Below are 25,814 nucleotides of genomic sequence, written 5' to 3' on the forward strand. Positions count from 1 at the left end.
GAAGATCACAGCCCGACGATGCGTCACGTGCCGCATGAGGCGGCCGGGTTGGTGGCACGATGGTTCCTGGCGGGGGTGCGCGGGGTTGCGCCCCCGGGCCGGGAGAGCGACCGACCGAGGGTGTGTGATCAGTTGTGGCCATTTCACTGTCCGTGGTGCTGCTGTTGGCGATCATCCTCGTGGTGTTGATGCGCAGCGGCTCCATCAAGGCGGGGCCGGCCATCGTCGCCGTGCTCTTCGGCTTCTTCCTCGCCTCGACCGGCATGGCTCCGCCCATCCAGCGGTTCCTCGACTCGATAGCCGAGACGATCAACTCGATCAACTTCTGACGCCGGACGGCTCCCGCCGCCGGAACCCGGCGGCCCGGACGCCCGCACGGCAGTGCCGCCCGCGGGAGCGCACCGGGCGGCCCTTCGCGCGCCCGCGGACACGGCCCGGTAGGCGGCGACCGCGTCCGGCGCCGCCCGCACGGCCGTGGCACCGCGCATCGTGTGAGTCTGTGTTCCGGGGTTGAAGTTGCCGCTGCGGCAGCTTCTACCGTCCTGAGCAGGGCCGGAGAGACCGGCCCGGTGACGCGATGGTGAGGGAGGCGGCGATGGACCGACCGATCGCCGAGGTGGCCCGGATGTCGGGCGTGACCGCCCGGACCCTGCGGCACTACGGCGAGATCGGTCTGCTGCCGCCCGCCCGGATCGGTGCCAACGGCCACCGGTACTACGCGGAACGCCAGCTGCTGCAGCTGCAGCAGATCCTCGTCCTGCGGGCGCTGGGCGTAGGGCTTCCCGAGATCGGCCGGATCCTCGCCGAGCAGGTCGACGAGGTGGAGGCCCTGCGCCACCACCACCGGCGACTGCTCGCCGAACGCGACCGGCTCGACACCCTGGCCGGCACCGTCTCCCGCACCATCGCCGAACTGGAGCAGCTCAGGAAGGACGGCAGAGCCATGACCGCCATCAACCGACCGGAGAACCTGTTCGAGGGCGTGCGGCCCTCCCAGTACGGGGAGAGCCTGCGTGACTTCCCCGAGCACGCCGAGGAGGTGGCCCGCAGGGTCGCCGCGATGACCCCGCAGGAAGTCGAGGCCGGGCAGCGCGAGCGCACGGCGCAGATGATCCGGCTGGCCGAGTTGATGGCCGCCGGTCACCCGGCCGATGCCGAGCCCGTGCAGGCCGAGGCCGACGCCCAGTACCGGACCCTGGCGCGGCTGCGGTCCGTGTCCACCGAGGAGTACCGCGCCATGGGGCGCTCCTGCGTGGAGAACGACGCCTGGCGCGCCGCCTACGAGGCGATCGCACCCGGTCTGGCCGCGTACCAGCGGGACGCCATCGAGGCGTACGCCGCCGCCCGTCTGGGCTGACCCGGGCCGCGCGGCCCACGGGAAGCGGCCGCGGTTCCGCCCGGGAGGGGCACACGGCGGGCACGGCGGCTGATCCGGCCCCGCGGACGACTCAGGCCCAGGGAGCGGGTGCATACCCTCTCACCTGGGCCTGAGCCGTTTCAGAGCGGGCGACGGGAATCGAACCCGCGTAGCCAGTTTGGAAGACTGGGGCTCTACCATTGAGCTACGCCCGCACACAACGCGCCGCGGACCGGACCGGCCGCGGCACTGCCAGCATCCTAGCGGGTCCGCCCCCGTCGCCGCACACTCCGTCCCGGCCCGGCCGGATCGGTGCGCCCCGATCCGCTCCGCCGCGGCCGACGGCGGCAGGTCGAGGCGCTCCCGATAATGCGGCCGCCGCACGTCGGCGGGCATGTACCCTACGTCTCGCACCAGACGGGGTGTGGCGCAGCTTGGTAGCGCGTCCGCTTTGGGAGCGGAAGGCCGTGGGTTCAAATCCCGCCACCCCGACCACCTGCTCGATCGCATCCGATCACGGCGAGACCTTCGGGCGTGATCGCCTTTTGGGCCGTTGCACCGCTGCGGTTACTATGCAAGCTGCGCGCCCGTGTGTCTCACCCTCTAGAAGTCCTCCGGGCGGCGAAATCCGCCGGAGCCGCTCTGGCCCCGGCAGAAACCCAGAAGTCAGCCACAAGGAGACCGAACCGTGAAGAGCGCCGTGGAGACCCTGAACCCGACCCGGGTTCGGCTCACTGTCGAGGTGCCCTTCGAGGAGCTCAAGGACAGCCTCGACGCGGCGTACAAGAAGATCAACCAGCAGGTCACGGTGAAGGGCTTCCGCAAGGGCAAGATCCCCGCCCGGGTCATCGACCAGCGGTTCGGTCGCGGCGCCGTGCTGGAGGAGGCCGTCAACGACGCGCTGCCGAAGCTGTACCAGCAGGCGGTCGACGAGGCCGAGGTCAGCGTTCTGGGCCAGCCCGAGGTCGACATCACCGAGCTGAAGGACGGCGAGACGCTGAACTTCACCGCCGAGGTGGACGTCCGCCCCGCCCTCGAGCTCCCCGAGGAGTTCTCCTCCATCGAGGTCGAGGTCGACGCCGTCGAGGTGACCGAGGAGGACCTCGAGAAGTCGGTCGAGCAGCTCCGCGAGCGCTTCGCCTCCACCACCCCGGTCGAGCGCGCCGCCGCCGACGGCGACGTCGTCACCCTCGACCTGGAGGCCAAGGTCGAGGGCGAGGTGCTGGAGGACGGCGTCGCCAGCGGCGTCTCCTACACCATCGGCTCCGGCGAGCTGCTGGAGGGCATCGACGACGCGGTGACGGGCCTGGAGGCGGGCGGCGAGGCCACCTTCACCTCCGAGCTCAAGGGCGGCACCGGCGCCGGCAAGGAGGCGGAGGTCACCGTCAAGGTCGGCCAGGTCGCCGAGCGTGAACTGCCCGAGCTGGACGACGAGTTCGCGCAGATGGCCTCGGAGTTCGACACCCTGGAGGAGCTGCGCGCGGACAGCCGCAAGCGCCTGCAGGAGATGAAGCAGTACGACCAGGCCACCCAGGCCCAGGAGCGGGTCCTGGAGAAGCTCCTCGACCTCGTCGAGGTGCCGGTCCCCGAGAAGCTGCTCGACGACGAGGTCAACACCCGCAAGCACAACCTGGAGCACCACCAGCTCGGCCAGATGGGCCTGGACCTCGACAAGTACCTGGAGATCCAGGGCAAGACCGCCGAGGAGTTCGACGCCGAGACCCGCGAGGCCGCGGTCAAGGGCATCAAGACCCAGTTCGTCCTCGACGAGCTGGTCAAGCGGGAGAAGCTCAACGTCAACCAGGAGGAGCTCACCGAGCACCTGATGCGGCGCGCGTCCTCCTCCGGCATGTCCCCCGACCAGTTCGCGCAGGCGGTCGTCGAGGGCGGCCAGGTGCCGCTGCTGGTCGGCGAGGTCGCCCGCGGCAAGGCCCTCGCGCTGGTCGTCGAGGCCGCCACGGTCAAGGACAGCAACGGCGAGGTCGTCGACCTGGAGGACGAGGACGAGACCGAGACCGCCACCGAGACGGTGGAGGCCGCGGAGGGCACCGCCGAGGCCGGCGAGGAGCAGGCCCAGGGCTGACGCCGTACGGCAGCCGCGCGACGTGACGTCCGACGGGCCCCGGGTACTTGTGCGACCCGGGGCCCGTCGCCGTTCCCGGGGAGCGGCCCTCCGCTCCGGCACCCGGCGCCGGCATCCGGTTCCGGTATCCGGTTCCGGCGTCCGGCTCCGGCATCCGCTTCCGGCATCCGGTTCCGGTATCCGGCGCCGGGACGCACCGCTGACGGCCCTCCGGGGCCCGGCCGCGGTCCCGGGGGCGCGCGGGGCGCGGCCCGCCCCGGGCGGCGCTACGCCCCCGGCGAACACCCCCGTTCGTGGGATTCCTCGGCGCAGCCCTGGCGTTAGGGTCCATGAATACGCAGTACACGTGAGACGGCCCGGCGCCGTCGCAAGACGAGCAGGTGGATACGTGACGAATCTGATGCCTTCAGCCGCCGGCGAGCCTTCCATCGGTGGTGGCCTCGGCGACCAGGTCTACAGCCGGCTGCTCAACGAGCGGATCATCTTCCTCGGCCAGCCGGTCGACGACGACATCGCGAACCGGATCACCGCGCAGCTGCTGCTCCTTGCCGCCGACCCGGACAAGGACATCTACCTCTACATCAACAGCCCCGGCGGTTCCATCACGGCCGGCATGGCGATCTACGACACCATGCAGTACATCAAGAACGACGTGGTGACCATCGCGATGGGTCTCGCCGCCTCGATGGGCCAGTTCCTGCTCAGCGCCGGCACCCGCGGCAAGCGCTTCGCCCTGCCGAACGCCGAGATCCTGATCCACCAGCCCTCCGCGGGCCTGGCGGGCTCCGCCTCGGACATCAAGATCCACGCCGAGCGGCTGCTGCACACCAAGAAGCGCATGGCCGAGCTCACGTCGCTGCACACCGGGCAGACGGTCGAGCAGGTCACCCGCGACTCGGACCGGGACCGCTGGTTCGACGCCCAGGAGGCCAAGGACTACGGCCTCATCGACGACGTGATCGCCACGGCCGCCGGCATGCCGGGCGGCGGCGGCACCGGGGCGGGCCAGTAAGGGTCCGCACGGCTCTCCGCGGCCCCGTACCGGTCGGCCGCTCCCTTCCCGGGCTCCTCCCGGGCCTCCGTGCCGCGGACCCCGCCAGGAGGCCGCACGGCGCCCTCCCGCCCCCGTCACCGCCTCAGCCCCTCTCAGGAGACACCGTGAACGACTTTCCCGGCAGCGGCCTCTACGACCGACTGCGTCCCGAGAACAACCGCTCCCGCGGCGAGTACACCGGCCCGGCGGCCGAGTCCCGCTACGTCATCCCGCGCTTCGTCGAGCGCACCTCGCAGGGCATCCGCGAGTACGACCCGTACGCGAAGCTCTTCGAGGAGCGGGTGATCTTCCTCGGCGTCCAGATCGACGACGCCTCCGCCAACGACGTCATGGCGCAGCTGCTGTGCCTGGAGTCGATGGACCCCGACCGGGACATCTCGGTCTACATCAACAGCCCGGGCGGCTCCTTCACCGCGCTCACCGCCATCTACGACACGATGCAGTTCGTCAAGCCGGACATCCAGACGGTCTGCATGGGCCAGGCCGCCTCGGCCGCGGCCGTCCTGCTGGCCGCCGGCACGCCCGGCAAGCGCATGGCGCTGCCCAACGCGCGGGTGCTGATCCACCAGCCGTACAGCGAGACCGGCCGCGGGCAGGTCTCCGACCTGGAGATCGCCGCCAACGAGATCCTGCGGATGCGTTCGCAGCTGGAGGAGCTGCTGGCCAAGCACTCCACCCAGTCGATCGAGAAGATCCGCGAGGACATCGAGCGCGACAAGATCCTCACCGCCGAGGACGCGCTCGAGTACGGCCTGATCGACCAGATCATCTCCACCCGGAAGATGAACAACGAGTCGGTCCGCTGACGCTTCGGGTCGCCGGACCTGTATCGTCTGCCGCCCCTTGGCGCGGTGTGGCACTGTGCATGGCAGGGCCCATGCGGAAGTGAACCGTGCCAAGGGGGGCCCGCGCGGGGGTCCCGGCAAGGTACCGTCGGACATAAGGCAGCACCAGGAGCCGCTGGAACGCATGGCGTCGAGGCGGCTCCCAGGCGAAGGGGAAGCACACCGTGGCACGCATCGGTGACGGCGGCGATCTGCTCAAGTGCTCGTTCTGCGGCAAGAGCCAGAAGCAGGTCAAGAAGCTCATCGCAGGCCCCGGTGTGTACATCTGCGACGAGTGCATCGACCTCTGCAACGAGATCATCGAGGAGGAGCTCGCCGAGACCAGCGAGGTGCGCTGGGAGGAGCTCCCGAAGCCCCGCGAGATCTACGAGTTCCTCGAGGGCTACGTGGTCGGCCAGGAAGCGGCCAAGAAGGCGCTCTCCGTCGCGGTGTACAACCACTACAAGCGCGTCCAGGCCGGCGAGAACGGCGGCGCGAACGGCCGCGACGACGCGATCGAGCTCGCGAAGTCCAACATCCTCCTGCTGGGCCCCACCGGCTCCGGCAAGACACTCCTCGCCCAGACCCTGGCCCGGATGCTGAACGTGCCCTTCGCGATCGCCGACGCCACGGCGCTCACGGAGGCGGGCTACGTCGGCGAGGACGTCGAGAACATCCTGCTCAAGCTGATCCAGGCGGCCGACTACGACGTCAAGAAGGCCGAGACCGGGATCATCTACATCGACGAGATCGACAAGGTGGCCCGCAAGAGCGAGAACCCGTCGATCACCCGGGACGTCTCGGGCGAGGGCGTCCAGCAGGCCCTGCTGAAGATCCTCGAGGGCACCACGGCCTCCGTCCCGCCGCAGGGCGGCCGCAAGCACCCGCACCAGGAGTTCATCCAGATCGACACGACGAACGTGCTGTTCATCGTGGGCGGTGCCTTCGCCGGTCTGGAGAAGATCATCGAGTCCCGGGCGGGCGCCAAGGGCATCGGCTTCGGCGCGACGATCCGCTCCAAGCGGGAGCTGGAGTCCAAGGACCAGTTCGAGGACGTCATGCCCGAGGACCTGGTCAAGTTCGGCATGATCCCGGAGTTCATCGGCCGGCTGCCGGTGATCACCAGCGTGCACAACCTGGACCGCGAGGCGCTGCTGCAGATCCTGGTGGAGCCGCGTAACGCGCTGGTGAAGCAGTACCAACGCCTCTTCGAACTCGACGGTGTGGAACTGGACTTCGAGCGCGAGGCGCTGGAGGCCATCGCCGACCAGGCCATCCTCCGCCAGACCGGCGCCCGCGGACTGCGCGCCATCATGGAGGAGGTCCTGATGTCGGTGATGTACGAGGTGCCGTCCCGCAAGGACGTGGCCCGCGTCGTCATCACCGCCGACGTCGTGCACTCCAACGTCAACCCGACGCTGATCCCGCGGGACGCCCGGGGCCGGGGGCCGGGGGAGCAGAAGACCGCCTGACCGCCGCCGTCCCGATGACGCGCCGGAAGAGCGGCGGAGGGCGACCTCAGCAGTGACGGAGAAGTGACGGAGAAGGGGCCCCGGTCGACCGGGGCCCCTTCTCCGTCACCGTCGTCGGCCGGCCGTCAGGCCTTGACGCGGACCTCCTTGCGGAACTTCGCGGTGAGTTCGGCGGCGTCCGCCGGGTCGGACTCCTTGCCCGCCGCGACCAAGGCGAACTCCATCGGCATGACGAAGCCGAGGGTGCTGTGGTCGCCCCATATGCAGATCGTCATGTTCATCTGCTTCGGCTCACCGGCCCCGCCGTCCGTGTTGTCGACCCTGGCCTGCTGGCACTTGAGGACGGCGTTGTCGAGCGCCTCGGGCTGGTACGCCTTCGGCTCACCGACCAGAGTGACGCCCTCCTCGTCCCCGCCCTTCCCGGACTGGTCCTTCATGTAGGCGAACATGGCGTCGACGGTCTTCTCGGGATCGTCGATGGTGCCGTAGACGCCGCTGAACTGGATCAGTTTCCCGCTCAGCGGATTGGCCTTGTCCCCCGCCTGGTAGGCGGCGTTGACGTCCTTCGGGTCGTGCACACCCCACTTCTCGGCGTCCTTCAGGTCGTCCTCCGTCATGGTGCCGCTGTCGCTCTTCGACTTCTTGTAGTCGGTCAGTACGGTGGCCGGAGTCGTCAGCCGGTGCGGTCCGTCGTCCGCGACGCCCCCGGCGCCGCCGCCCCCACCGATCACCAGGTAGGCGCCCACCGCGATGGCCGCCACGACCGCCACCGCCCCGATGATCACGGCGGTCTTCCTCCCGGCACCGCCCGGTGCCGGCGGCTGCGGTGCACCGTAGGGCTGCTGGCCGTAAGGCGGTTGCTGGCCGTAAGGCGGTTGCTGACCGTACGGAGCTTGCTGGCCGTGAGGGGCCTGCTGGCCGTAGGGCTGCTGCTGGCCGTAAGGGTTGGGCTGCGGCGGCACGCCCGGCGGAGGCTGCTGCGGGTAGCCGTAGCCCGGCTGCGGGGCCTGCTGCGGCTGCTGGGGGTAGCCGTAGCCGGGCTGGGGCGCCTGCGGCTGCTGGCCGTAAGGACCCGGTTGGCCGTACGGTCCGGGCTGCTGAGGCTGCCCGCCGTACGGGCCCGGCTGCTGGTCACTCATTCTGGGTTCCCCTCCAGATACTTATGCGTACCTGACATCCTGGCTCAGGGGCCGGACGCGCACGGCGCCGGGGGCGCCACCGTTACACAACAAACGCGTTTCGGGACGGGGTCGTGACACCTCTAAACTGAGCCCCGTGACCGACAACGCTCAGCAGCAGCCACCAGCGCCCACCACCGAACTGCCGACCCAGTACGCGCCGGCCGACGTAGAGGGGCCGCTGTACGAGCGCTGGGTGGAGCGCGGTTACTTCGAGGCGGACGCCGCGAGCGACAAGCCGCCCTTCACGGTCGTCATCCCGCCGCCCAACGTCACCGGCAGCCTCCACCTCGGGCACGCCTTCGAGCACACCCTCATCGACGCGCTCACCCGCCGCAAGCGCATGCAGGGCCACGAGACGCTGTGGCAGCCCGGCATGGACCATGCGGGCATCGCCACCCAGAACGTCGTCGAACGGGAGCTGGCCAAGGAGGGCAAGTCCCGCCACGACCTCGGCCGTGAGGCCTTCGTCGAGCGGGTCTGGCAGTGGAAGGGCGAGTCCGGCGGCCAGATCTCCGGCCAGATGCGCCGCCTCGGCGACGGCGTCGACTGGAGCCGCGAGCGCTTCACCATGGACGAGGGGCTCTCCCAGGCCGTCCAGACCATCTTCAAACGGCTCTACGACGACGAGCTGATCTACCGCGCCGAACGCATCATCAACTGGTGCCCCCGGTGCCTGACCGCCATCTCCGACATCGAGGTCGAGTACCAGGACGACGACGGTGAACTGGTCTCCATGCGGTACGGGGAGGGCGACGACTCCCTCGTCGTCGCCACCACCCGCGCCGAGACCATGCTCGGCGACACCGCCGTCGCCGTCCACCCCGAGGACGAGCGGTACCGGCACCTCGTCGGCAGGTCGGTCAGGCTCCCGCTGACCGACCGGTCGATCCCCGTCGTCGCCGACGAGCACGTCGACCCCGAGTTCGGTACCGGTGCCGTCAAGGTCACCCCGGCGCACGATCCGAACGACTTCGAGATCGGCCAGCGCCACGGCCTGCCGTCGCTGACCGTCATGGACGAGCACGCCGTCATCACCGCCCACGGCCCTTTCCAGGGCCTGGACCGGCTGGAGGCCCGCTCCGCCATCGTCGCCGCGCTGCGCGCCGAGGGCCGGATCGTCGCCGAGAAGCGGCCGTACGTCCACTCCGTCGGGCACTGCTCCCGCTGCAAGACCACCATCGAGCCGCGGCTCTCCATGCAGTGGTGGGTCAAGGTCGGCCCGCTGGCCAAGGCGGCCGGCGACGCGGTCCGGGACGGCCGCGTCAGGATCCACCCCCAGGAGATGGAGAAGCGCTACTTCGACTGGGTCGACAACCTGCACGACTGGTGCATCTCCCGGCAGTTGTGGTGGGGCCACCGCATCCCGGTCTGGTACGGCCCGGACGGCGAGGTCGTCTGCGTCGGCCCGGACGAGGAAGCGCCCACCGGCGAGGGCTGGACCCAGGACACCGACGTCCTCGACACCTGGTTCTCCTCCGGCCTGTGGCCCTTCTCCACCCTCGGCTGGCCCGAACAGACCGAGTCGCTCGCGAAGTTCTACCCGAACTCCGTCCTCGTCACCGGCTACGACATCCTCTTCTTCTGGGTCGCCCGGATGATGATGTTCGGCCTGTACGCCATGGACGGCACCCCGCCGTTCCACACCATCGCCCTGCACGGCATGGTCCGCGACCAGTTCGGCAAGAAGATGTCGAAGTCCTTCGGCAACGCGGTCAACCCGCTGGACTGGATGGACGAGTACGGCAGCGACGCCCTGCGCTTCACCCTCGCCCGCGGCGCCAACCCCGGCGTCGACGTCCCGATCGGCGAGGACTGGGTCCAGGGCTCCCGGAACTTCGCCAACAAGATCTGGAACGCCACCCGCTTCGCGCTGATGAACGGCGCCACCGTCGACGGCCCGCTGCCCGCCCCGGCCGCCATGTCGCCGACCGACCGCTGGATCCTCTCCCGGCTGAACTCGGTGGTCGCCGAGGTCGACGCGTACTACGACGACTACCAGTTCGCCAAGCTGTCCGACGCCCTGTTCCACTTCGCCTGGGACGAGGTCTTCGACTGGTACGTCGAACTGTCCAAGACCACGTTCCAGGCGGGCGGCGAGGCTGCCGAGGTCAGCAAGCGCGTCCTCGGCGAGGTCCTCGACGTCACGCTGCGCCTGCTGCACCCGGTGGTTCCGTTCGTCACGGAGACCCTGTGGACCACCCTCACCGGCGGCGAGTCCGTCGTCATCGCCGAGTGGCCCGCCGACAGCGGCTTCCGCGACACCGCCGCCGAGCAGGAGATCGCCACCCTCCAGTCCGTCATCACCGAGGTCCGCCGCTTCCGTGCCGACCAGGGACTGCAGCCGGGCCAGCGGGTCCCGGCGCGCCTGACGCTGGCGGGTACCGCGCTCGCCCGGCACGAGGCCGCCGTCCGCCAGTTGCTGCGCCTGACGCCGGAGGGCGAGGACTTCACCGCCACGGCCACCCTGCCGGTCGCGGGCGTCGAGGTCGCCCTGGACCTGTCCGGCGCGATCGACGTGCCCGCCGAGCGTAAGCGGCTCGCCAAGGACCTGGCCACGGCTGAGAAGGAGAAGTCCCAGGCCACGGCCAAGCTCGGCAACGAGGCGTTCCTCGCCAAGGCGCCGGACCACGTCGTGGACAAGATCCGCACCCGCCTGGCCAAGGCCGAGGAGGACATCGTGCGCATCCAGGCCCAGCTCGACCGTCTGCCCTCGGCCTAGCAGACCGCGCGCCGGGCACGGGGGAGACCGTCCCTTCCCCGGGCCCGGCGAACCCGCGAGGCCCCGGGCCCGGCGGACCCGCGAGGCCCCGGGCCCGGCGGACCCGCGGGGCCTTCGCCGCGTCCGCCGGTGGCGCTTTCGTAGACTGGGCCCCGTGAGCGACAACCCCGGCACCCCCGAGCAGCCCGACCCCCTCGACCACTTCGACGAGATCATCGCGGCCGAGACCGACCGCGACCCCGACCTCGCGGTGATCGAAGCCGGCAGCCGCACCCTGCGCACCCAGAGCGGCCCGCCGCAGGCCGAGGTACCGGCGCGTCCGGAGGACCCGCAGGTCGACGCCGCGCTGCGGGAGGTGGAGAGCGAGCTGGCCACCCGCTGGGGCGAGACCAAGCTGGAGCCGTCCGTCGCCCGTATCGCGGCCCTCATGGACGTCCTGGGGGAGCCGCAGCGGTCCTACCCCTCCCTGCACATCACCGGCACCAACGGCAAGACCTCCACCGCCCGCATGATCGAGGCCCTGCTCGGCGCGTTCGAGCTGCGCACCGGGCGGTACACCTCCCCGCACGTGCAGTCGATCACCGAGCGGATCAGCCTGGACGGCGCGCCGATCTCCGCCGAGCGGTTCGTGGAGACGTACCGGGACGTCAAGCCGTACGTCGAGATGGTCGACGCCCGGCAGGAGTACCGCCTGTCCTTCTTCGAGGTGCTCACCGGGATGGCGTACGCGGCCTTCGCGGACGCGCCGGTCGACGTCGCCGTCGTCGAGGTCGGCATGGGCGGCAGCTGGGACGCGACGAACGTGATCGACGGGGACGTCGCCGTCGTCACCCCCATCGACCTGGACCACACCGACCGGCTCGGAGAGACGCCCGCCGAGATCGCCGGGGAGAAGTCCGGCATCATCAAGCCGGACGCGACGGTGATCCTCGCCCAGCAGCCCGTCGACGCGGCCCAGGTGCTGCTGAAGAAGGCCGTCGAGGCCGACGCGACCGTGGCCCGGGAGGGGCTGGAGTTCGGCGTGGTGGCGCGGCAGGTCGCCGTCGGCGGGCAGCTGCTCACGCTGCGTGGGCTCGGCGGCGAGTACCCCGACGTCTACCTCCCCCTGCACGGCGCCTACCAGGCGCACAACGCCGCCGTCGCGCTCGCCGCGGTCGAGGCGTTCTTCGGCGTCGGAGCCGCGCGCGCCGAACCGCTCGACGTGGAGACGGTCCGCAAGGCGTTCGCCTCGGTCGCCTCGCCGGGCCGGCTGGAGACCGTACGCCGGTCGCCGACCGTCGTCCTCGACGCCGCGCACAACCCGGCCGGCGCCCGGGCCACCGCCGAGGCGGTAGGGGAGGCGTTCCAGTTCAGCCGGCTGGTCGGTGTCGTGGGCGCCAGCGGCGACAAGGACGTGCGGGGGCTGCTGGAGGCCTTCGAACCGGTCTTCGCGGAGGTCGTCGTCACCCGGAACTCCAGCCACCGCGCCATGGACGTCGACGAGCTCGCCGCGGTCGCCGTCGAGGTGTTCGGGGAGGAACGGGTGCAGGTCGAGCCGCGGCTGCCGGACGCCCTGGAGGCCGCGATCACCCTCGCGGAGGAGGAGGGCGAGTTCTCCGGCGGCGGCGTCCTGGTCACCGGTTCCGTCATCACGGTCGGCGAGGCCCGGCTGCTGCTCGGGAAGAATTGAGTCCCCCTCATGCGTACCCTCTGCTCCTCGACCCTGATCGGCGAGTTCTTCGTCATCGGCTTCGCCGCGCTGGTCGCGATGAAGGATCCGGGCCTGTCCGCCTCCACGGTGTGGACGGTCAGCGGCCTGGCCATGCTGCTGTGCCTGCTGCTGTGCGGTGTCATCACCCGTCCGGGCGGGGTGGCCCTCGGCTGGGTGCTGCAGATCGCCCTGGTGGCGTCGGGTGTGTTCGTCCCCCCGATGTACTTCCTGGGCGTGGTGTTCGCGGCGCTGTGGTGGGCAGCGGTGCACTACGGGCGCAAGGTCGACGCGGCCAGGGCCAGGTTCGCCGCGCAGGCCGACTCCTCTACACCTGACGCTGCGTGACGGCTCGCCCGACACGCCCTGTAACCTCATCCCACCGCACACCTGGCAGGAATGAAGGAGCCCTCCCGTGACCCAGCGCACCCTTGTCCTCCTCAAGCCCGACGCCGTACGTCGCGGCCTGATCGGCGAGATCATCGGCCGTGTCGAGCGCAAGGCCGGCTGGCAGATCACCGCCCTGGAGCTGCGCACGCTGGACCAGGACACGCTGGAGCTGCACTACGGCGAGCACAAGGGCAAGCCCTTCTACGAGCCGCTGGTCGCGTTCATGGCGTCCGGCCCGGTCGTCGCGCTGATCGTCGAGGGCGAGCGGGTCATCGAGGGGCTGCGGGCGCTGGCCGGCCCGACCGACCCGATCGCGGCCGCGCCGGGGTCGATCCGCGGCGACTTCGGCGTGATCGTGCGCGAGAACCTGATCCACGCCTCGGACTCGGAGGAGTCCGCCGAGCGCGAGGTGAAGATCTTCTTCCCCGGGCGGGCCTGACCCCGTCGGGCCTGACCCCGTCGGGCCTCCGGGCCCCTCGACCCCGCACAATCCGGAATACGCGTGGCGATAGAGGGAACGAATGTCCCCGAACGACCGTCTCCGGAAGCGAAGCGGCACAGCATCTGCTGACAATGGCGAAGACCCTCACGCCGTGTCCGTGCATCGGCCTCTACGATGGCAGCCAGCACGTCACAGCACCCACTCCGCCTACCTGAAAAGCCCTCAAAAGCTCGTGGGAAGGCCAGACGAATCCTGATGGGGAACTCAATGTCGTTCATCGGCCGTGACATGGCTGTCGACCTCGGGACCGCCAACACGCTGGTGTACGTCAGGGGTCGCGGGATCGTACTCAACGAGCCGTCCGTCGTCGCGATCAACACCAACACCGGTGGCATCCTCGCGGTCGGCGCCGAAGCGAAGAAGATGATCGGGCGGACGCCCGGCAACATCGTTGCCGTGCGTCCGCTGAAGGACGGCGTGATCGCCGACTTCGAGATCACCGAGCGGATGCTCCGCTACTTCATCCTGAAGATCCACAAGCGGAGGTATCTGGCTCGGCCGCGGGTCGTCGTCTGCGTGCCCTCGGGCATCACGGGCGTCGAGCGCCGTGCCGTCATCGAGGCGTCGACCCAGGCCGGCGCCCGTCAGGTGCACATCATCGAGGAGCCCATGGCCGCGGCCATCGGCTCCGGCCTGCCGGTCCACGAGGCCACGGGCAACATGGTGGTGGACATCGGCGGCGGCACCACGGAGGTCGCGGTCATCTCCCTCGGCGGTATCGTCACCGCCCAGTCCATCCGGGTCGCGGGCGACGAACTGGACAACGCGATCATCCAGCACATCAAGAAGGAGTACTCGCTCCTGCTGGGTGAGCGGACGGCCGAACAGATCAAGATCACGATCGGTTCGGCGTACGACCTCGACTCCGACGAGCACACCGAAATCCGTGGCCGGGACCTCGTCTCGGGGCTGCCCAAGACCGTCGTCATCTCCGCCGCGGAGGTGCGCAAGGCGATCGAGGAGCCGGTCAACGCCATCGTCGACGCCGTGAAGACCACGCTCGACAAGTGCCCGCCCGAGCTGTCCGGCGACATCATGGACCGCGGAATCGTTCTGACCGGCGGTGGAGCCCTGCTGCGCGGACTGGACGAACGTCTGCGCCGTGAGACCGGCATGCCGATCCACATCGCCGAGGATCCCCTCGACAGCGTGGCCCTCGGCTCCGGAAAGTGCGTCGAGGAGTTCGAGGCGCTCCAGCAGGTGCTGGACGCCGCTCCGCGCAGATGACGTGACAGCGTTCCGCCGCACGAGACGACCTGCTCCCGTGCGGCGGAACGTCCGGAGCAAGGGGTGGGCTCCTGCCGTCGAGGCCTGTGGTCCCGGCGGCGAGGCGCGAGTTCCGCCAAACGATGAGTCAGGGGGGCCACCCCCGGCTTTCCCGATTCCTACGATGGAAGGGCACGGCCGCCGCACGTGAGGGACACACGAGAGAGCCGGCTGCTCCTGGTGCTGCTGATCGCCATCGCGTTCGCACTGATCACGGTGGACATCCGCGGCGGGGAGGACTCCCCGGTCGACGGTGCCCGGCAGGCCGCGGCAGCGGTCTTCGGCCCCATCGAGAACGGCGTCTCCTCGGCGGTGGACCCGGTCGGCAACGCCGTCTCCGCGGTCCGGGACTCGGGCGAGCGCCATGACCGGCTCGCCGAGCTGGAGAAGGAGAACGCGGCGCTCAAGTCGAAGCTGGGCAGCGACGACCGCAACCGCAGCCGGCTCCGGCAACTGGACAAGATGCTGAAGATCGCCGGCGCCGGCCAGTACGGCATCAAGGGGGCCCAGGTCATCGCCATAGGGGCGGCCCAGGGCTTCTCCTGGACCATCACCATCGACGTCGGCGCCCACGACGGGGTCCGCCGCGACATGACCGTGCTCAACGGCGACGGACTGGTCGGCCGGGTCACCACCGTCGGCCCGGACACGGCGACGGTCCTGCTCGCCAACGACCCCGACTTCACCGTCGGCACCCGCATGGAGGGCAGTGACGAACTCGGGTTCGCCTCCGGCCAGGGGGACCGCCCGCTGCGCGTGGAACTGCTCAACGGCAAGGCGGACGTGAAGAAGGGCGACCGCCTGGTCACCTTCGGCTCGCAGGGCGACCAGCCGTTCGTGCCCGGCGTCCCGGTCGGCGTCATCTCCCGGGTCGACCCCTCCGGCGGCGGCCTGACCCGCACCCTCTACGTCACCCCGTTCGTCGGCTTCACCAAGCTCGACGTCGTCGGCGTGGTCGTCCAGGTGCCCAAGAAGGACCCGCGCGACACCGTGCTCCCGCCCAAACCGAAGCCGACCCCGACACCCACCGTCACCGTCACGGTCACCCCGTCCGCGAACGCGCCCGCCGACGGCCAGTACCAGCAAGCGCAGTAGGAGCTGATTCCCCGTGCGTGTCAACCGGATCCTGCTCTCCACCGCCCTGGTCGCCGTCGCCCTGGTACTCCAGGTCAGTGTCCTGGCCCGACTGCACCTCCCGGGTGCCGTCCCCGACGTGCTGCTGCTCACCGTGCTCGGCCTGGCCATGGTCTACGGCCATGTCACCGGTGCCCTGGTCGGCTTCGGCGCCGGACTGCTCGCCGACCTCGCCCCGCCCTCCGACCACGCCGCCGGCCGCTACGCGATGGTGCTGTGCGTCATCGGCTACCTGGCCGGCCTGGTCAAGCCGGAGAACGGCCGCCTGAAGTCCGCCACCACGCCGATGGCCGTGGTGGTCGGCGCCGCTGTCGGCTCCACCCTGCTGTACGCCGGGGTGGGCGCCCTCGTAGGCGACAGCGCCGCCCGGCACGTGGGGCTGGTCAGCCTGCTGGGCAGCGCCGCGCTGTACGACCTGCTGCTCGCCCCGTTCGTCGTCCCCGGGGTGATGGCGCTGGCCCGGCGCGCCGAGCACGACCCGCTCGCCGATACGGCGTCCGCGGCCAAGGCCGCCGACATCTCCTCCGGTTGGCTGCCGAGCGGCACCGGACTGAGGATCGGCGGGCAGCGGGGCGCCGGTCTGCGGATCAGGGCGGCGCGGGCCCGGGTGGCCCGCGCCGGACGCATCAAGGGGGTCAAGCGGCTGTGAGCGAGGACGATTTCACCCGTACGGGGGACAGGGCGAGGGAACGGGCGCGGCCAAGCCGGTCGTTCCTCATGCGTACACGGGCACGCGTCCCGCACACCGGTTCGCAGACCTGCCCGCACCCGCACCCGCATCCACAGCCGCATTCACACCCGCGTTCGCATTCACATCCGGCCCCGTGCGCCCGCCCGGTCGCGTCGCCGTCCGCGAGCCGTCCGTCGCGACACCCGTCCCCGCGTCACCAGCCGTCCGCACACCGTGCGTCCAGCAACCGCGGGTCCGCACACCATCCGTCCAGGCACCGTCCGGCCATCCGCTGAGAGGGGGAGGCAGCCGCAGTGACCAACATCCCCGAGACCGGTCGGACCCGACGCGTCCAGATCAGGCTCGCCGTCATCCAGATCCTCGTCCTCTCCCTGCTCGGCACGCTCGGTGCGCGCCTGTGGTACCTCCAGATCCGAGAGGGCGCCCAGTACGCCAAGGAGGCCACCGGCAACCACGTCCAGCAGGTCGTCCAACCCGCGGTGCGCGGCTCCATCCTGGACGCGCGGGGCGTGCCCCTCGCCGACAACGAGACCCGGCTGGTCGTCTCCGCCTCCCGCACCGATCTGCTGAAGCAGAAGGACGACGGCAAGGCGGTCCTGACCAAACTCGCGGGCGTCCTCGGCATGGACCCCGAGGAGGTCATGCTGAAGGTCCGGCTGTGCGACGCCGAGACACCGCAGCCCTGCTGGAACGGCTCGCCCTACCAGCCGATCCCCATCACCGACGAGGCCACCGCCCGTCAGGCCCTGCAGATCCGCGAACGCTCCGAGGACTTCCCCGGCATCACCGCCGAGCCGAAGGCCGTGCGCCGCTACCCCGGCCCCGGCAAGTCCAACTCCGCGCAGATCCTCGGCTACCTCTCCCCGGTGACCGACGAGGAGATCAAGAAGGCCGAGGACACCGACTCCCCGTACCTGCGCTCCGACCAGGTCGGCCGCTCCGGCCTGGAGCGCGAGTACGACAAGCAACTGCGCGGCAAGGCCGGCGTCACCCGCTACGAGGTGGACAACCTCGGCCGCGTCATCGGCCAGGCCCAGGCCACCCCCGCCCAGCCCGGCGAGAACCTCGTCACCAGCATCGACGCCCGGGTCCAGCGCATCGCCGAGTACGAGCTGAACGAGGCGATGAAGACCGCCCGCCAGCAGTGGGACCACGTTACCGGCGAGAAGTACAAGGCCGACTCGGGCGCGGTCGTCGTGATGGAGGCGAAGACCGGCCGCGTCGTCGCCATGGCCTCGAACCCGACGTACGACCCCAACGCCTGGGTCGGCGGCATCTCGTCCAAGGACTACAAGAAGCTCACCGGCAAGGACTCCAACTATCCGCTGCTCAACCGGGCCATCCAGGGCCAGTCGGCGCCCGGCTCCACCTTCAAGGTGATCTCCACCGCCGGCGCGGTCGAGGCCGGGTACCCCTTCAACGGGCACTACCCGTGCACGAGTTCCTACTCGGTCGGCGGCCAGGTCTTCAAGAACTTCGAATCGGAGAACTTCGGCCCCATCTCGCTGGGCCGCGCCCTGGAGGTCTCCTGCGACACCGTCTTCTACGGCCTCGCCCACAAGGAGTGGCAGAAGGACGGCGGCATCAAGCCGAAGAAGAAGCCCAACGACTACTTCTTCCAGGCCGCCCACCAGTTCGGCCTCGGCAAGCGCACCGGCATCGACCTGCCCAACGAGGTCACCGGCCGCGTCCCCGACCGCCAGTGGAAGCAGGACTTCTGGGAGGCCAACAAGGACGCCTGGTGCAAGCAGGGCAAGAAGGACGGCACGTACGTCCAGCGGATCTACTACGAGAACTGCCTCGAAGGCAACCGGATGCGCGCCGGTGACGAGATCAACTACTCCATCGGCCAGGGCGACACCCTCGTCACGCCGATCCAGATGGCCACCATCTACGCGGCGATCTCCAACGGCGGCACCCTGTGGAACCCGACCCTCGGCAAGGCGGTAGTCAGCCCCGACGGCAAGACCGTCACCGAGATCAAGCCCCAGTCGCACGGCAAGCTGCCGATAAGCCGCAAGACCCGCGACCAGATGGACCAGGCCCTCGCCGGCGTCGCCACCCGCGGTACCGCCGCCTGGCGGTTCGCCCAGGTCGGCTGGCCGCAGGACAAGATCCCCATGCATGCCAAGACCGGTACCGCGGAGGTCTACGGCAAGCAGACCACCTCCTGGTTCGCCACGTACACCAAGGACTACGCGATCGTCATGACGATCTCCCAGGGTGGTACCGGCTCCGGTGCCTCCGGCCCCGCGGTCCGCAACATCTACGACGCGCTCTACGGCGTCACCGACGACGGGCACATCGACCAGAGCAAGGCGCTGCTGCCCCACCCGCAGAAGGGCCTGCCGAAGATCAAGAGCGACGGCACGATCGCCTCCCCGAAGCTGGCCGGCGACCCCGCCAAGGTGGCCCGCGCCTACCAGGAGGGCAAGACCCCGCCGGACCAGCAGCAGCCGGGAGCCACCACCGCGTCCCCGGCATCGGCCAACCGCGACACCCGCAGGCGGCGGCGCGGCGCGCCGCACAGGGGAAGCCGGAGGATGCTCGCATGACCGGCGCCAACAGCTTCTCCGTCTCCGGATACGGCCCCGAGCGCTCGGGCTGGACACGGATCTTCGCCCGCGACTCGACGGCCCGCCGCCTGGACTGGCCGATGCTGCTCTCGGCGCTCGCCCTCTCGCTGATCGGCTCGGTGCTGGTCTTCTCCGCGACCCGCAACCGCACCGCCATCAACCAGGGCGATCAGTACTACTTCCTCGTGCGGCACCTGATGAACACGGGCATCGGGGTCGCCCTGATGGCCGCCACCGTCTGGCTCGGCCACCGCACCCTGCGCAACGCCGTGCCGGTCCTCTACGGTCTGTCGGTCCTCGGGGTGCTGCTGGTGCTCACCCCGCTGGGCTCCACCGTCAACGGCGCCCATTCGTGGATCGTGCTCGGCGGCGGTTTCTCGATCCAGCCCTCGGAGTTCGTCAAGGTCACGATCATCCTGGGGATGGCGATGCTGCTGGCTGCCCGGGTGGACGCGGGCGACAGGCAGTACCCCGACCACCGGACCGTGCTGCAGGCCCTGGGCCTGGCCGCGGTGCCCGTGCTGGTCGTCCTGCTGATGCCCGACCTCGGCTCCGTGATGGTCATGATCGTCATCGTGCTGGGCGTGCTGCTCGCCTCCGGTGCCTCCAACCGCTGGGTGCTCGGCCTGATCACCGCGGGCATCCTCGGCGCGGTGGCGGTCTGGCAGCTCCACATCCTCGACGAGTACCAGATCAACCGCTTCGCGGCCTTCGCCAACCCCGATCTCGACCCGTCCGGCGTCGGCTACAACACCAACCAGGCCCGGATCGCCATCGGTTCCGGCGGACTGACCGGCGCGGGCCTGTTCCACGGCTCGCAGACCACCGGCCAGTTCGTCCCGGAACAGCAGACGGACTTCGTCTTCACGGTCGCCGGCGAGGAACTCGGCTTCGTCGGCGCCGGTCTGATCATCGCGCTGCTCGGCGTCGTCCTGTGGCGTGCCTGCCGCATCGCCCGGGAGACGACCGAGCTGTACGGCACGATCGTCGCCGCCGGGATCGCCGCATGGTTCGCCTTCCAGGCGTTCGAGAACATCGGCATGACCCTGGGCATCATGCCGGTCACCGGCCTGCCGCTGCCGTTCGTCTCCTACGGCGGCTCCTCGATGTTCGCCATCTGGGTGTCGGTGGGGCTGTTGCAGTCGATCAGAGTGCAGCGGCCGATGTCGGCCTGATACCGCCGCGTCCGGCCCCCGTTCCCGACGCGGCGGCCGGCCGGCACCCGAAAGACCCTGCCGCTGAGGTCCGGCCGCCTCTAGAGTCGGTTCATGGCGGAGACGAAACGCGAGATCGAGCGCAAGTACGAATCCGGCGACGGCGGCCTGCCCGACCTGTCCGGCGTCGCGGGCATCGCGGCCGTCCTCGACAAGGGCGTCACCACGCTCGACGCCACCTACTACGACACCGCCGACGAACGCCTCGCCGCCTCGTCCGTCACCCTGCGCCGCCGTACCGGTGGAGCGGACGCCGGCTGGCATCTCAAGTTCCCCGTCGCCCCCGGAGTGCGGGACGAGATCCGTGCCCCCCTCAGCGACACCCTGCCGCGTTCCCTGGCCGCCCTGATCCGCTCCCGGACGCGTGGCGCGGAGCTGCTTCCCCTGGTCCGGCTGCGGTCCGACCGCGACGTGCGCCACCTGGTCGACGCCGAGGGCGGACTGCTCGCCGAGGCCAGCGTGGACGCCGTACAGGCCGAACGGCTCACCGGCAAGGGCGGCACCGCCCAGTGGAGCGAGATCGAGGTGGAACTGGCCGACGGCGGCGACCCGGCCCTCCTGGACAAGGTGGAGAAACGGTTCCGCAAGGCGGGGGTGCGGCCGTCCGCCGCCACCTCCAAACTCGAGCGGGCCCTCACCGAGACCCGCCCCCGCAGGAAGCGCCCCCCGCGCCCCGGCCCCGCGCCGACGGCCCCCGGACCCACCGCAGGCGACCACGTCCTGGCCTACCTGCGCACCCAGCGCGACGCCATCGTCGAACTCGACCCCGCCGTACGACGCGACCTGCCCGACTCCGTGCACCGCATGCGGGTGGCCACCCGGCGCATGCGCAGCGCCTTCCGCTCGTACCGCAAGATCCTCGACCGCACCGCCACCGACCCCGTCGGCGCGGAGCTCAAATGGCTCGCCGGCGAACTCGGCGCCGACCGCGACCGCGAAGTACTCACCGAACGCCTCACCGCCGCCCTCGCCGAGCTGCCCCGCAGCCTCACGGTCGGCCCCGTGCGCACCCGCCTGCGCACCTGGTCGCACGCCCGTCGCGGCGGCTCCCGCCGGCGGCTGATCGCCGTACTGGACGGCCCGCGTTACCTGGCCCTGCTCGACGCCCTGGACTCCCTGCTCGCCGACCCGCCCCTGCTCAAGGCCGCCGCGGGCACACCGGCGAAGGTGATCGGGAAGGCGGTCCGCAAGGACTTCCGCAAGCTTGCGGCACGCACCGGCGAAGCCCTCTCCCTGCCCCCCGGACACAACCGCGACCTGGCCCTGCACGAGGCCCGCAAGCAGGCCAAGAGCACCCGCTACGCGGCCGAGGCCGGTATCCCGGCGCTCGGCGGGCCGGCCGCCGATCTGGTCCGCGCGACGAAGTCGCTGCAGAGCCTGCTCGGCGACCACCAGGACAGCGTGATGGCCCGCACGGCACTGCGCGACATCGCCGGTCAGGCGCACGCGGCGGGGGAGAGCGCGTTCACCTACGGGCTGCTGTACGGCCGGGAGGAACGGCGGGCGGAACGCACCGAGGCGGAGCTGCCGGACACCTGGCGCACCATCGCCCGGGACAGCGCTCTCTGAACGTACGGAGCAGGCCGTCGGCCGGGTTACGCTGGATGGTCACCCCAGTCAGCTCACGAAGGTTACCCCGCGATGTCTGTCGACTCGGTCTTCCCACAGCTCGAAGCCTTGCTCCCGCATGTGCAGAAGCCGATCCAGTACGTGGGCGGTGAGCTCAACTCCACCGTCAAGGACTGGGACGGCTGCGACGTCCGCTGGGCCCTGATGTACCCGGACGCCTACGAGGTCGGGCTGCCCAACCAGGGCGTCCAGATCCTCTACGAGGTGCTCAACGAGCAGGAGGGCGTCCTCGCCGAGCGCACCTACAGCGTGTGGCCGGACCTGGAGGCGCTGATGCGGGAGCACGGCGTGCCGCAGTTCACGGTGGACAGCCACCGGCCCGTCCGCGCGTTCGACGTGCTCGGCCTCAGCTTCTCCACCGAACTGGGCTACACCAACATGCTGGCCGCCCTGGACCTGGCGGGCATCCCACCGGAGTCGGCGGACCGCGGCCCGGACGACCCGATCGTGCTGGCCGGCGGCCACGCCGCGTTCAACCCGGAGCCCATCGCGGACTTCATCGACGCGGCCGTCATCGGCGACGGCGAGCAGGCCGTGCTCGACATGACGAAGATCATCCGTGCGTGGAAGGCGGAGGGCCGCCCCGGCGGCCGCGAGGAGGTCCTGCTGCGCCTGGCGAAGACCGGCGGGGTGTACATCCCGGCCTTCTACGACGTCGAGTACCTCCCGGACGGCCGCATCGCCCGTGTCGTACCGAACCGCAGCGGCGTCCCCTGGCGGGTGTCCAAGCACACCGTCATGGACCTGGACGAGTGGCCCTACCCCAAGCAGCCCCTGGTCCCGCTGGCCGAGACGGTCCACGAGCGCATGTCGGTGGAGATCTTCCGCGGCTGCACCCGAGGCTGCCGCTTCTGCCAGGCGGGCATGATCACCCGCCCGGTGCGCGAGCGCTCCATCACCGGCATCGGCGAGATGGTCGACAAGGGGCTCAAGGCGACCGGCTTCGAGGAGGTCGGCCTGCTGTCGCTGTCCTCGGCCGACCACAGCGAGATCGGTGACGTCGCCAAGGGGCTCGCCGACCGCTACGAGGACGACAAGATCGGACTCTCGCTGCCCTCCACCCGCGTGGACGCCTTCAACATCGACCTGGCGAACGAGCTGACCCGCAACGGCCGCCGCTCCGGCCTCACCTTCGCACCCGAGGGCGGCTCCGAACGCATCCGAAAGGTCATCAACAAGATGGTCTCGGAGGACGACCTGATCCGCACGGTCGCCACCGCCTACGGCAACGGCTGGCGCCAGGTGAAGCTGTACTTCATGTGCGGACTGCCGACCGAGACCGACGACGACGTCCTGCAGATCGCGGACATGGCGACCCACGTCATCCAGAAGGGCCGCGAGGTCTCCGGCTCCAACGACATCCGCTGCACCGTCTCGATCGGCGGTTTCGTCCCCAAGCCCCACACCCCCTTCCAGTGGGCGCCGCAGCTGTCCGCCGAGGAGACGGACGCCCGGCTGGCCAAGCTCCGCGACAAGATCCGCGGCGACAAGAAGTACGGCCGCTCCATCGGCTTCCGCTACCACGACGGCAAGCCCGGCATCGTGGAGGGCCTGCTCTCCCGCGGCGACCGCCGCACCGGCGCGGTGATCCGCGCGGTGTACGAGGACGGCGGCCGCTTCGACGGCTGGCGCGAGCACTTCTCCTACGACCGCTGGATGGAGTGCGCGGACAAGGCCCTCGCGTCCCACGGCGTCGACGTCGACTGGTACACCACCCGCGAGCGCTCCTACGAGGAGGTCCTGCCCTGGGACCACCTCGACTCCGGCCTCGACAAGGACTGGCTGTGGGAGGACTGGCAGGACTCCCTCGACGAGACGGAGGTCGAGGACTGCCGCTGGACGCCGTGCTTCGACTGCGGCGTCTGTCCCGCCATGGACACGACGATTCAAATCGGCCCGACCGGCCGGAAGCTCCTCCCGCTGACGGTCAACAACTCTTCTCCGACCGGCTGAAACGGGGGAGCGGGGGGTGAGTGACGCGCTGCGGCGAATCGCCGAGGCTGTGACTGAGGTCACAGGGGGTGAGGTGGCCGCAGTGCTCTGCTCCCTCGGTGCGCCGGAGGCCCGGCCTACGGCCCCGGAGCCACAGAGGACGCCCCTGCCGGGACCCTGGGGGCCGCGCGGGTATCCGGTGCGACGTGGAGTGGGTCTGAGCCCTCCCGTGAGAGGCTGAGCGGCATGGGGGAAGTGTCGGCCGGTCCGGCCGCCAGGGCTTTCCTGGCAGCGATCCGTGTCGGTGATCTCTGCCATGGGACGGTCGCGGCCGTCACCCGCTCCGAGGTGTCGGTGACCCTGGACGGGTTCGCCGGCCACCCGCTCGGGCGGGTGGGGGAGCCGGACGGCTCCTGGCGCCGGCGCTTCGCCGAGATCGCGGTGGTCGGTCAGCGGGTCAGTGGCGAAGTGATCGCGGTGGATCCGGAGGCGGGCCGAGTGCGGCTGTCGATGGCGGCCGCGGAGAGTCCCGAGCTCTGGGCGTTCCTCAAGCGGCTTCGCCGCGGTGAGATTCTCGCCGGGACGGTGGCATCGGTGGAGCGGTTCGGCGTGTTCGTCGAGTTGGACGACGGCCCCGAGCATCCGGTGTATCCCGGCGTCGGCTTCATCACCTACCCCGAACTGTCCTGGCGGCGCTTCGACGCGGTGTCCGAGGTGGTTGAGGTCGGACAGCGCGTCTCGTGCGAGTTCCTGCAGTTCGATACCTGGAACGGAGAGGCGCGACTGTCGTTGCGGGCTACGCGGCCTGATCCCTTTCCCGCGTTCGCCGACGGGGTCGCGGTGGGTCAGACACTGCGAGGACGGGTCACCAAGTTGGTCCCGTTCGGTGTCTTCGTCCAGGTCGCGGACGGGATCGAGGGCCTGGTTCCGCTGCCTGGGGTTCGCGCGGAGCCCGTGAGCGCCGCGGGAGGCATCGTCCGGACCGGCGACGAGGTCTCGGTCATGGTCACGGCCCTCGACCCGCACAAGCGCAGGCTGACCCTGTCTTGGCCGCCCGCCTGAACGTACCGGTCACCCGATCATGCAACAGTCCCGGTTCTCTTGGTCGAAAACCCATCTACCAGGGGCTTCTCCGCCTGTCAGGCTAACTACCCAACCCGTGCCGGAGGTTGGAAAGAGCTCACTCCAGGATGATCACGGGCGGTCTGATCGACGGCGGCATCGTCGGCTTCTTTGCTGTCAGACCTCCCGTTTACGGTGGTGGCATGCGTTATCTGGTTGAAGCGTTCGCCGTCGGGGCACTGCGTCGTGGAGTAGAGATCGAGCAGTTCCTCGGACCGAAGGAGCACAACGGCGAGCGAGGCGTCGCATGGGTGGAGATCTGGCCGCGGGAGCAGGGATACGTGATCACGCTGTACGGCGGTGTGGATCCGACCGACGGCTACCAGGGACAGCGGAATCTCTACGAATTTCCACCGTTCCTCTACCCGCATGACGACGACGAGGATACGCCCTTCTGCGAACTCGGGATCGCTTCCGAGCCGCTGGGGGCGCTCGAGCTGGCAGAGTCGTTGACCGGGGCAGTCCGGAGCAGATGGATGAACCGTGGCCTCGGCATGGACGAATACGCCGACTACGTACGAGCGGGCAGCCCAAGTGTGTGGCCCGTCAGCTAGGGCCAATCACGCATGCACTGGTCCCAACCTGCGAAGACGTCAGTACTCACCGCGTCGAGCTGAGCCAGATCACGAAGTCCAACTTCCTACTGTCACGTAGTTCAATTTTCCTTATCAGTGAGATGCAGGGAAGCGCCGCCATGGGTACGGTGACATTCACTGCCTGATCTGTGCGTCCGGCAACACCGTTTGTGGGGGAATATGTGGGGTTCGTCGAGCACAAATGAATCGATATCGAATCGGTTTACGAACCGATCTTGTCCATGTCGGGCCTTGGGGTTGAGTAATTGCGCGGGCTTGATCTCCCTGGTTTGCACGAAGCTCTTGCTCGGATCAATTACGCGATCCTGATCAGCTCCCGCGTGTGCAATTTATTGCGTGTGCGAGAAATATCGTCCCCGTCTTCGCTGAACCGGGCGCAGGAACA

At 69.9% G+C, this 25,814-nt stretch carries 20 protein-coding genes and 2 tRNA genes; 20 read left to right on the forward strand and 2 right to left on the reverse strand.

The features are described from left to right. The first annotated feature begins 134 nt into the window (after positions 1-134). Together ACL02U_RS10085 and ACL02U_RS10090 are read left to right on the forward strand one after the other, a co-directional pair. Positions 135-329: a hypothetical protein gene (locus ACL02U_RS10085; RefSeq protein ID WP_412790356.1), complete on the forward strand. Its 195-nt coding sequence runs from the start codon at positions 135-137 to the stop codon at positions 327-329. A gap of 266 nt (positions 330-595) precedes the next feature. Beyond that, on the forward strand, positions 596-1,357 hold the full coding sequence (locus tag ACL02U_RS10090) for a MerR family transcriptional regulator (RefSeq protein WP_412790357.1): 762 nt from the start codon (positions 596-598) through the stop codon (positions 1,355-1,357). A 144-nt stretch (positions 1,358-1,501) separates the two neighbouring features. Here the strand turns inward: ACL02U_RS10090 and ACL02U_RS10095 are convergent. Beyond that, positions 1,502-1,572: transfer RNA gene (locus tag ACL02U_RS10095), tRNA-Gly, on the reverse strand. Between the two features lie 203 nt (positions 1,573-1,775). On the opposite strand from ACL02U_RS10095, the gene ACL02U_RS10100 reads away from it, so the two are divergent. The 5 genes from ACL02U_RS10100 (at position 1,776) to clpX (ending at position 6,790) form a co-directional block, all read left to right on the forward strand. After that, positions 1,776-1,852 (forward strand) — tRNA-Pro (locus ACL02U_RS10100). Between the two features lie 193 nt (positions 1,853-2,045). Beyond that, positions 2,046-3,440, forward strand: coding sequence for a trigger factor (tig, locus tag ACL02U_RS10105; protein ID WP_412790358.1), 1,395 nt, complete (start codon positions 2,046-2,048; stop codon positions 3,438-3,440). 400 nt (positions 3,441-3,840) lie between these two features. Next, positions 3,841-4,452, forward strand: coding sequence for an ATP-dependent Clp protease proteolytic subunit (locus ACL02U_RS10110; RefSeq protein WP_412790387.1), 612 nt, complete (start codon positions 3,841-3,843; stop codon positions 4,450-4,452). A 146-nt stretch (positions 4,453-4,598) separates the two neighbouring features. Continuing rightward, positions 4,599-5,300, forward strand: a complete 702-nt coding sequence (locus ACL02U_RS10115; protein WP_412790359.1) for an ATP-dependent Clp protease proteolytic subunit — start codon at positions 4,599-4,601, stop codon at positions 5,298-5,300. 203 nt (positions 5,301-5,503) lie between these two features. Continuing rightward, complete coding sequence (gene clpX / locus ACL02U_RS10120) at positions 5,504-6,790, forward strand: ATP-dependent Clp protease ATP-binding subunit ClpX (protein ID WP_412790360.1); 1,287 nt, start codon at positions 5,504-5,506, stop codon at positions 6,788-6,790. A gap of 125 nt (positions 6,791-6,915) precedes the next feature. On the opposite strand, the gene ACL02U_RS10125 is transcribed toward clpX, so the two are convergent. Beyond that, positions 6,916-7,929, reverse strand: a complete 1,014-nt coding sequence (locus ACL02U_RS10125; RefSeq protein WP_412790361.1) for a hypothetical protein — start codon at positions 7,927-7,929, stop codon at positions 6,916-6,918. Positions 7,930-8,065: 136 nt separating this feature from the next. On the opposite strand from ACL02U_RS10125, the gene ACL02U_RS10130 reads away from it, so the two are divergent. The 13 genes from ACL02U_RS10130 (at position 8,066) to ACL02U_RS10190 (ending at position 25,387) form a co-directional block, all read left to right on the forward strand. Then, positions 8,066-10,690: a valine--tRNA ligase gene (locus tag ACL02U_RS10130; RefSeq protein ID WP_412790362.1), complete on the forward strand. Its 2,625-nt coding sequence runs from the start codon at positions 8,066-8,068 to the stop codon at positions 10,688-10,690. 154 nt (positions 10,691-10,844) lie between these two features. Then, entirely contained in the window at positions 10,845-12,359 is a 1,515-nt protein-coding gene (folC, locus tag ACL02U_RS10135; RefSeq protein ID WP_412790363.1) for a bifunctional tetrahydrofolate synthase/dihydrofolate synthase, read from the forward strand. A gap of 9 nt (positions 12,360-12,368) precedes the next feature. Continuing rightward, positions 12,369-12,725, forward strand: coding sequence for a DUF4233 domain-containing protein (locus ACL02U_RS10140; RefSeq protein ID WP_412790364.1), 357 nt, complete (start codon positions 12,369-12,371; stop codon positions 12,723-12,725). A 67-nt stretch (positions 12,726-12,792) separates the two neighbouring features. Next, complete coding sequence (ndk, locus tag ACL02U_RS10145; protein WP_412790365.1) at positions 12,793-13,206, forward strand: nucleoside-diphosphate kinase; 414 nt, start codon at positions 12,793-12,795, stop codon at positions 13,204-13,206. A gap of 270 nt (positions 13,207-13,476) precedes the next feature. After that, positions 13,477-14,496: a rod shape-determining protein gene (locus ACL02U_RS10150; RefSeq protein ID WP_030779466.1), complete on the forward strand. Its 1,020-nt coding sequence runs from the start codon at positions 13,477-13,479 to the stop codon at positions 14,494-14,496. Positions 14,497-14,682: 186 nt separating this feature from the next. Next, on the forward strand, positions 14,683-15,630 hold the full coding sequence (gene mreC, locus ACL02U_RS10155; protein ID WP_412790366.1) for a rod shape-determining protein MreC: 948 nt from the start codon (positions 14,683-14,685) through the stop codon (positions 15,628-15,630). A 13-nt stretch (positions 15,631-15,643) separates the two neighbouring features. Next, positions 15,644-16,318 (forward strand): rod shape-determining protein MreD, encoded by a 675-nt coding sequence (mreD, locus tag ACL02U_RS10160; RefSeq protein WP_412790367.1) that lies wholly within the window; start codon positions 15,644-15,646, stop codon positions 16,316-16,318. 335 nt (positions 16,319-16,653) lie between these two features. Continuing rightward, the gene (mrdA, locus tag ACL02U_RS10165; RefSeq protein WP_412790368.1) at positions 16,654-18,915 is read left to right on the forward strand and encodes a penicillin-binding protein 2; all 2,262 of its coding nucleotides are present in this window, start codon (positions 16,654-16,656) and stop codon (positions 18,913-18,915) included. Then, positions 18,912-20,111, forward strand: coding sequence for a rod shape-determining protein RodA (gene rodA, locus ACL02U_RS10170; RefSeq protein ID WP_412790369.1), 1,200 nt, complete (start codon positions 18,912-18,914; stop codon positions 20,109-20,111). Before mrdA ends, rodA begins: the two co-directional genes overlap by 4 nt. A 93-nt stretch (positions 20,112-20,204) precedes the next feature. Further along, positions 20,205-21,719: a CHAD domain-containing protein gene (locus ACL02U_RS10175; RefSeq protein WP_412790370.1), complete on the forward strand. Its 1,515-nt coding sequence runs from the start codon at positions 20,205-20,207 to the stop codon at positions 21,717-21,719. A gap of 72 nt (positions 21,720-21,791) precedes the next feature. Then, positions 21,792-23,732, forward strand: coding sequence for a TIGR03960 family B12-binding radical SAM protein (locus ACL02U_RS10180; RefSeq protein WP_412790371.1), 1,941 nt, complete (start codon positions 21,792-21,794; stop codon positions 23,730-23,732). Between the two features lie 225 nt (positions 23,733-23,957). Further along, positions 23,958-24,773: a S1 RNA-binding domain-containing protein gene (locus ACL02U_RS10185; protein WP_412790372.1), complete on the forward strand. Its 816-nt coding sequence runs from the start codon at positions 23,958-23,960 to the stop codon at positions 24,771-24,773. 128 nt (positions 24,774-24,901) lie between these two features. Next, a complete protein-coding gene (locus ACL02U_RS10190; protein ID WP_412790373.1) occupies positions 24,902-25,387 on the forward strand; it encodes a hypothetical protein in 486 nt (161 codons plus the stop codon). Positions 25,388-25,814: the final 427 nt, after the last annotated feature.

The organism is Streptomyces sp. MS06, assembly GCF_047200655.1.
GTDB lineage: Bacteria > Actinomycetota > Actinomycetes > Streptomycetales > Streptomycetaceae > Streptomyces.

Bases quoted from the DNA above. Each gene is read 5' to 3' on its own strand.
- ACL02U_RS10090 (WP_412790357.1), top strand. From the start codon at position 596: ATGGACCGACCGATCGCCGAGGTGGCCCGGATGTCGGGCGTGACCGCC.
- ACL02U_RS10110 (WP_412790387.1), top strand. From the start codon at position 3,841: ATGCCTTCAGCCGCCGGCGAGCCTTCCATCGGTGGTGGCCTCGGCGAC.
- ACL02U_RS10125 (WP_412790361.1), bottom strand. From the start codon at position 7,929: ATGAGTGACCAGCAGCCGGGCCCGTACGGCGGGCAGCCTCAGCAGCCC.
- ACL02U_RS10140 (WP_412790364.1), top strand. From the start codon at position 12,369: ATGCGTACCCTCTGCTCCTCGACCCTGATCGGCGAGTTCTTCGTCATC.
- ACL02U_RS10150 (WP_030779466.1), top strand. From the start codon at position 13,477: ATGTCGTTCATCGGCCGTGACATGGCTGTCGACCTCGGGACCGCCAAC.
- rodA (WP_412790369.1), top strand. From the start codon at position 18,912: ATGACCGGCGCCAACAGCTTCTCCGTCTCCGGATACGGCCCCGAGCGC.
- ACL02U_RS10175 (WP_412790370.1), top strand. From the start codon at position 20,205: ATGGCGGAGACGAAACGCGAGATCGAGCGCAAGTACGAATCCGGCGAC.
- ACL02U_RS10180 (WP_412790371.1), top strand. From the start codon at position 21,792: ATGTCTGTCGACTCGGTCTTCCCACAGCTCGAAGCCTTGCTCCCGCAT.
- ACL02U_RS10185 (WP_412790372.1), top strand. From the start codon at position 23,958: ATGGGGGAAGTGTCGGCCGGTCCGGCCGCCAGGGCTTTCCTGGCAGCG.
- ACL02U_RS10190 (WP_412790373.1), top strand. From the start codon at position 24,902: ATGATCACGGGCGGTCTGATCGACGGCGGCATCGTCGGCTTCTTTGCT.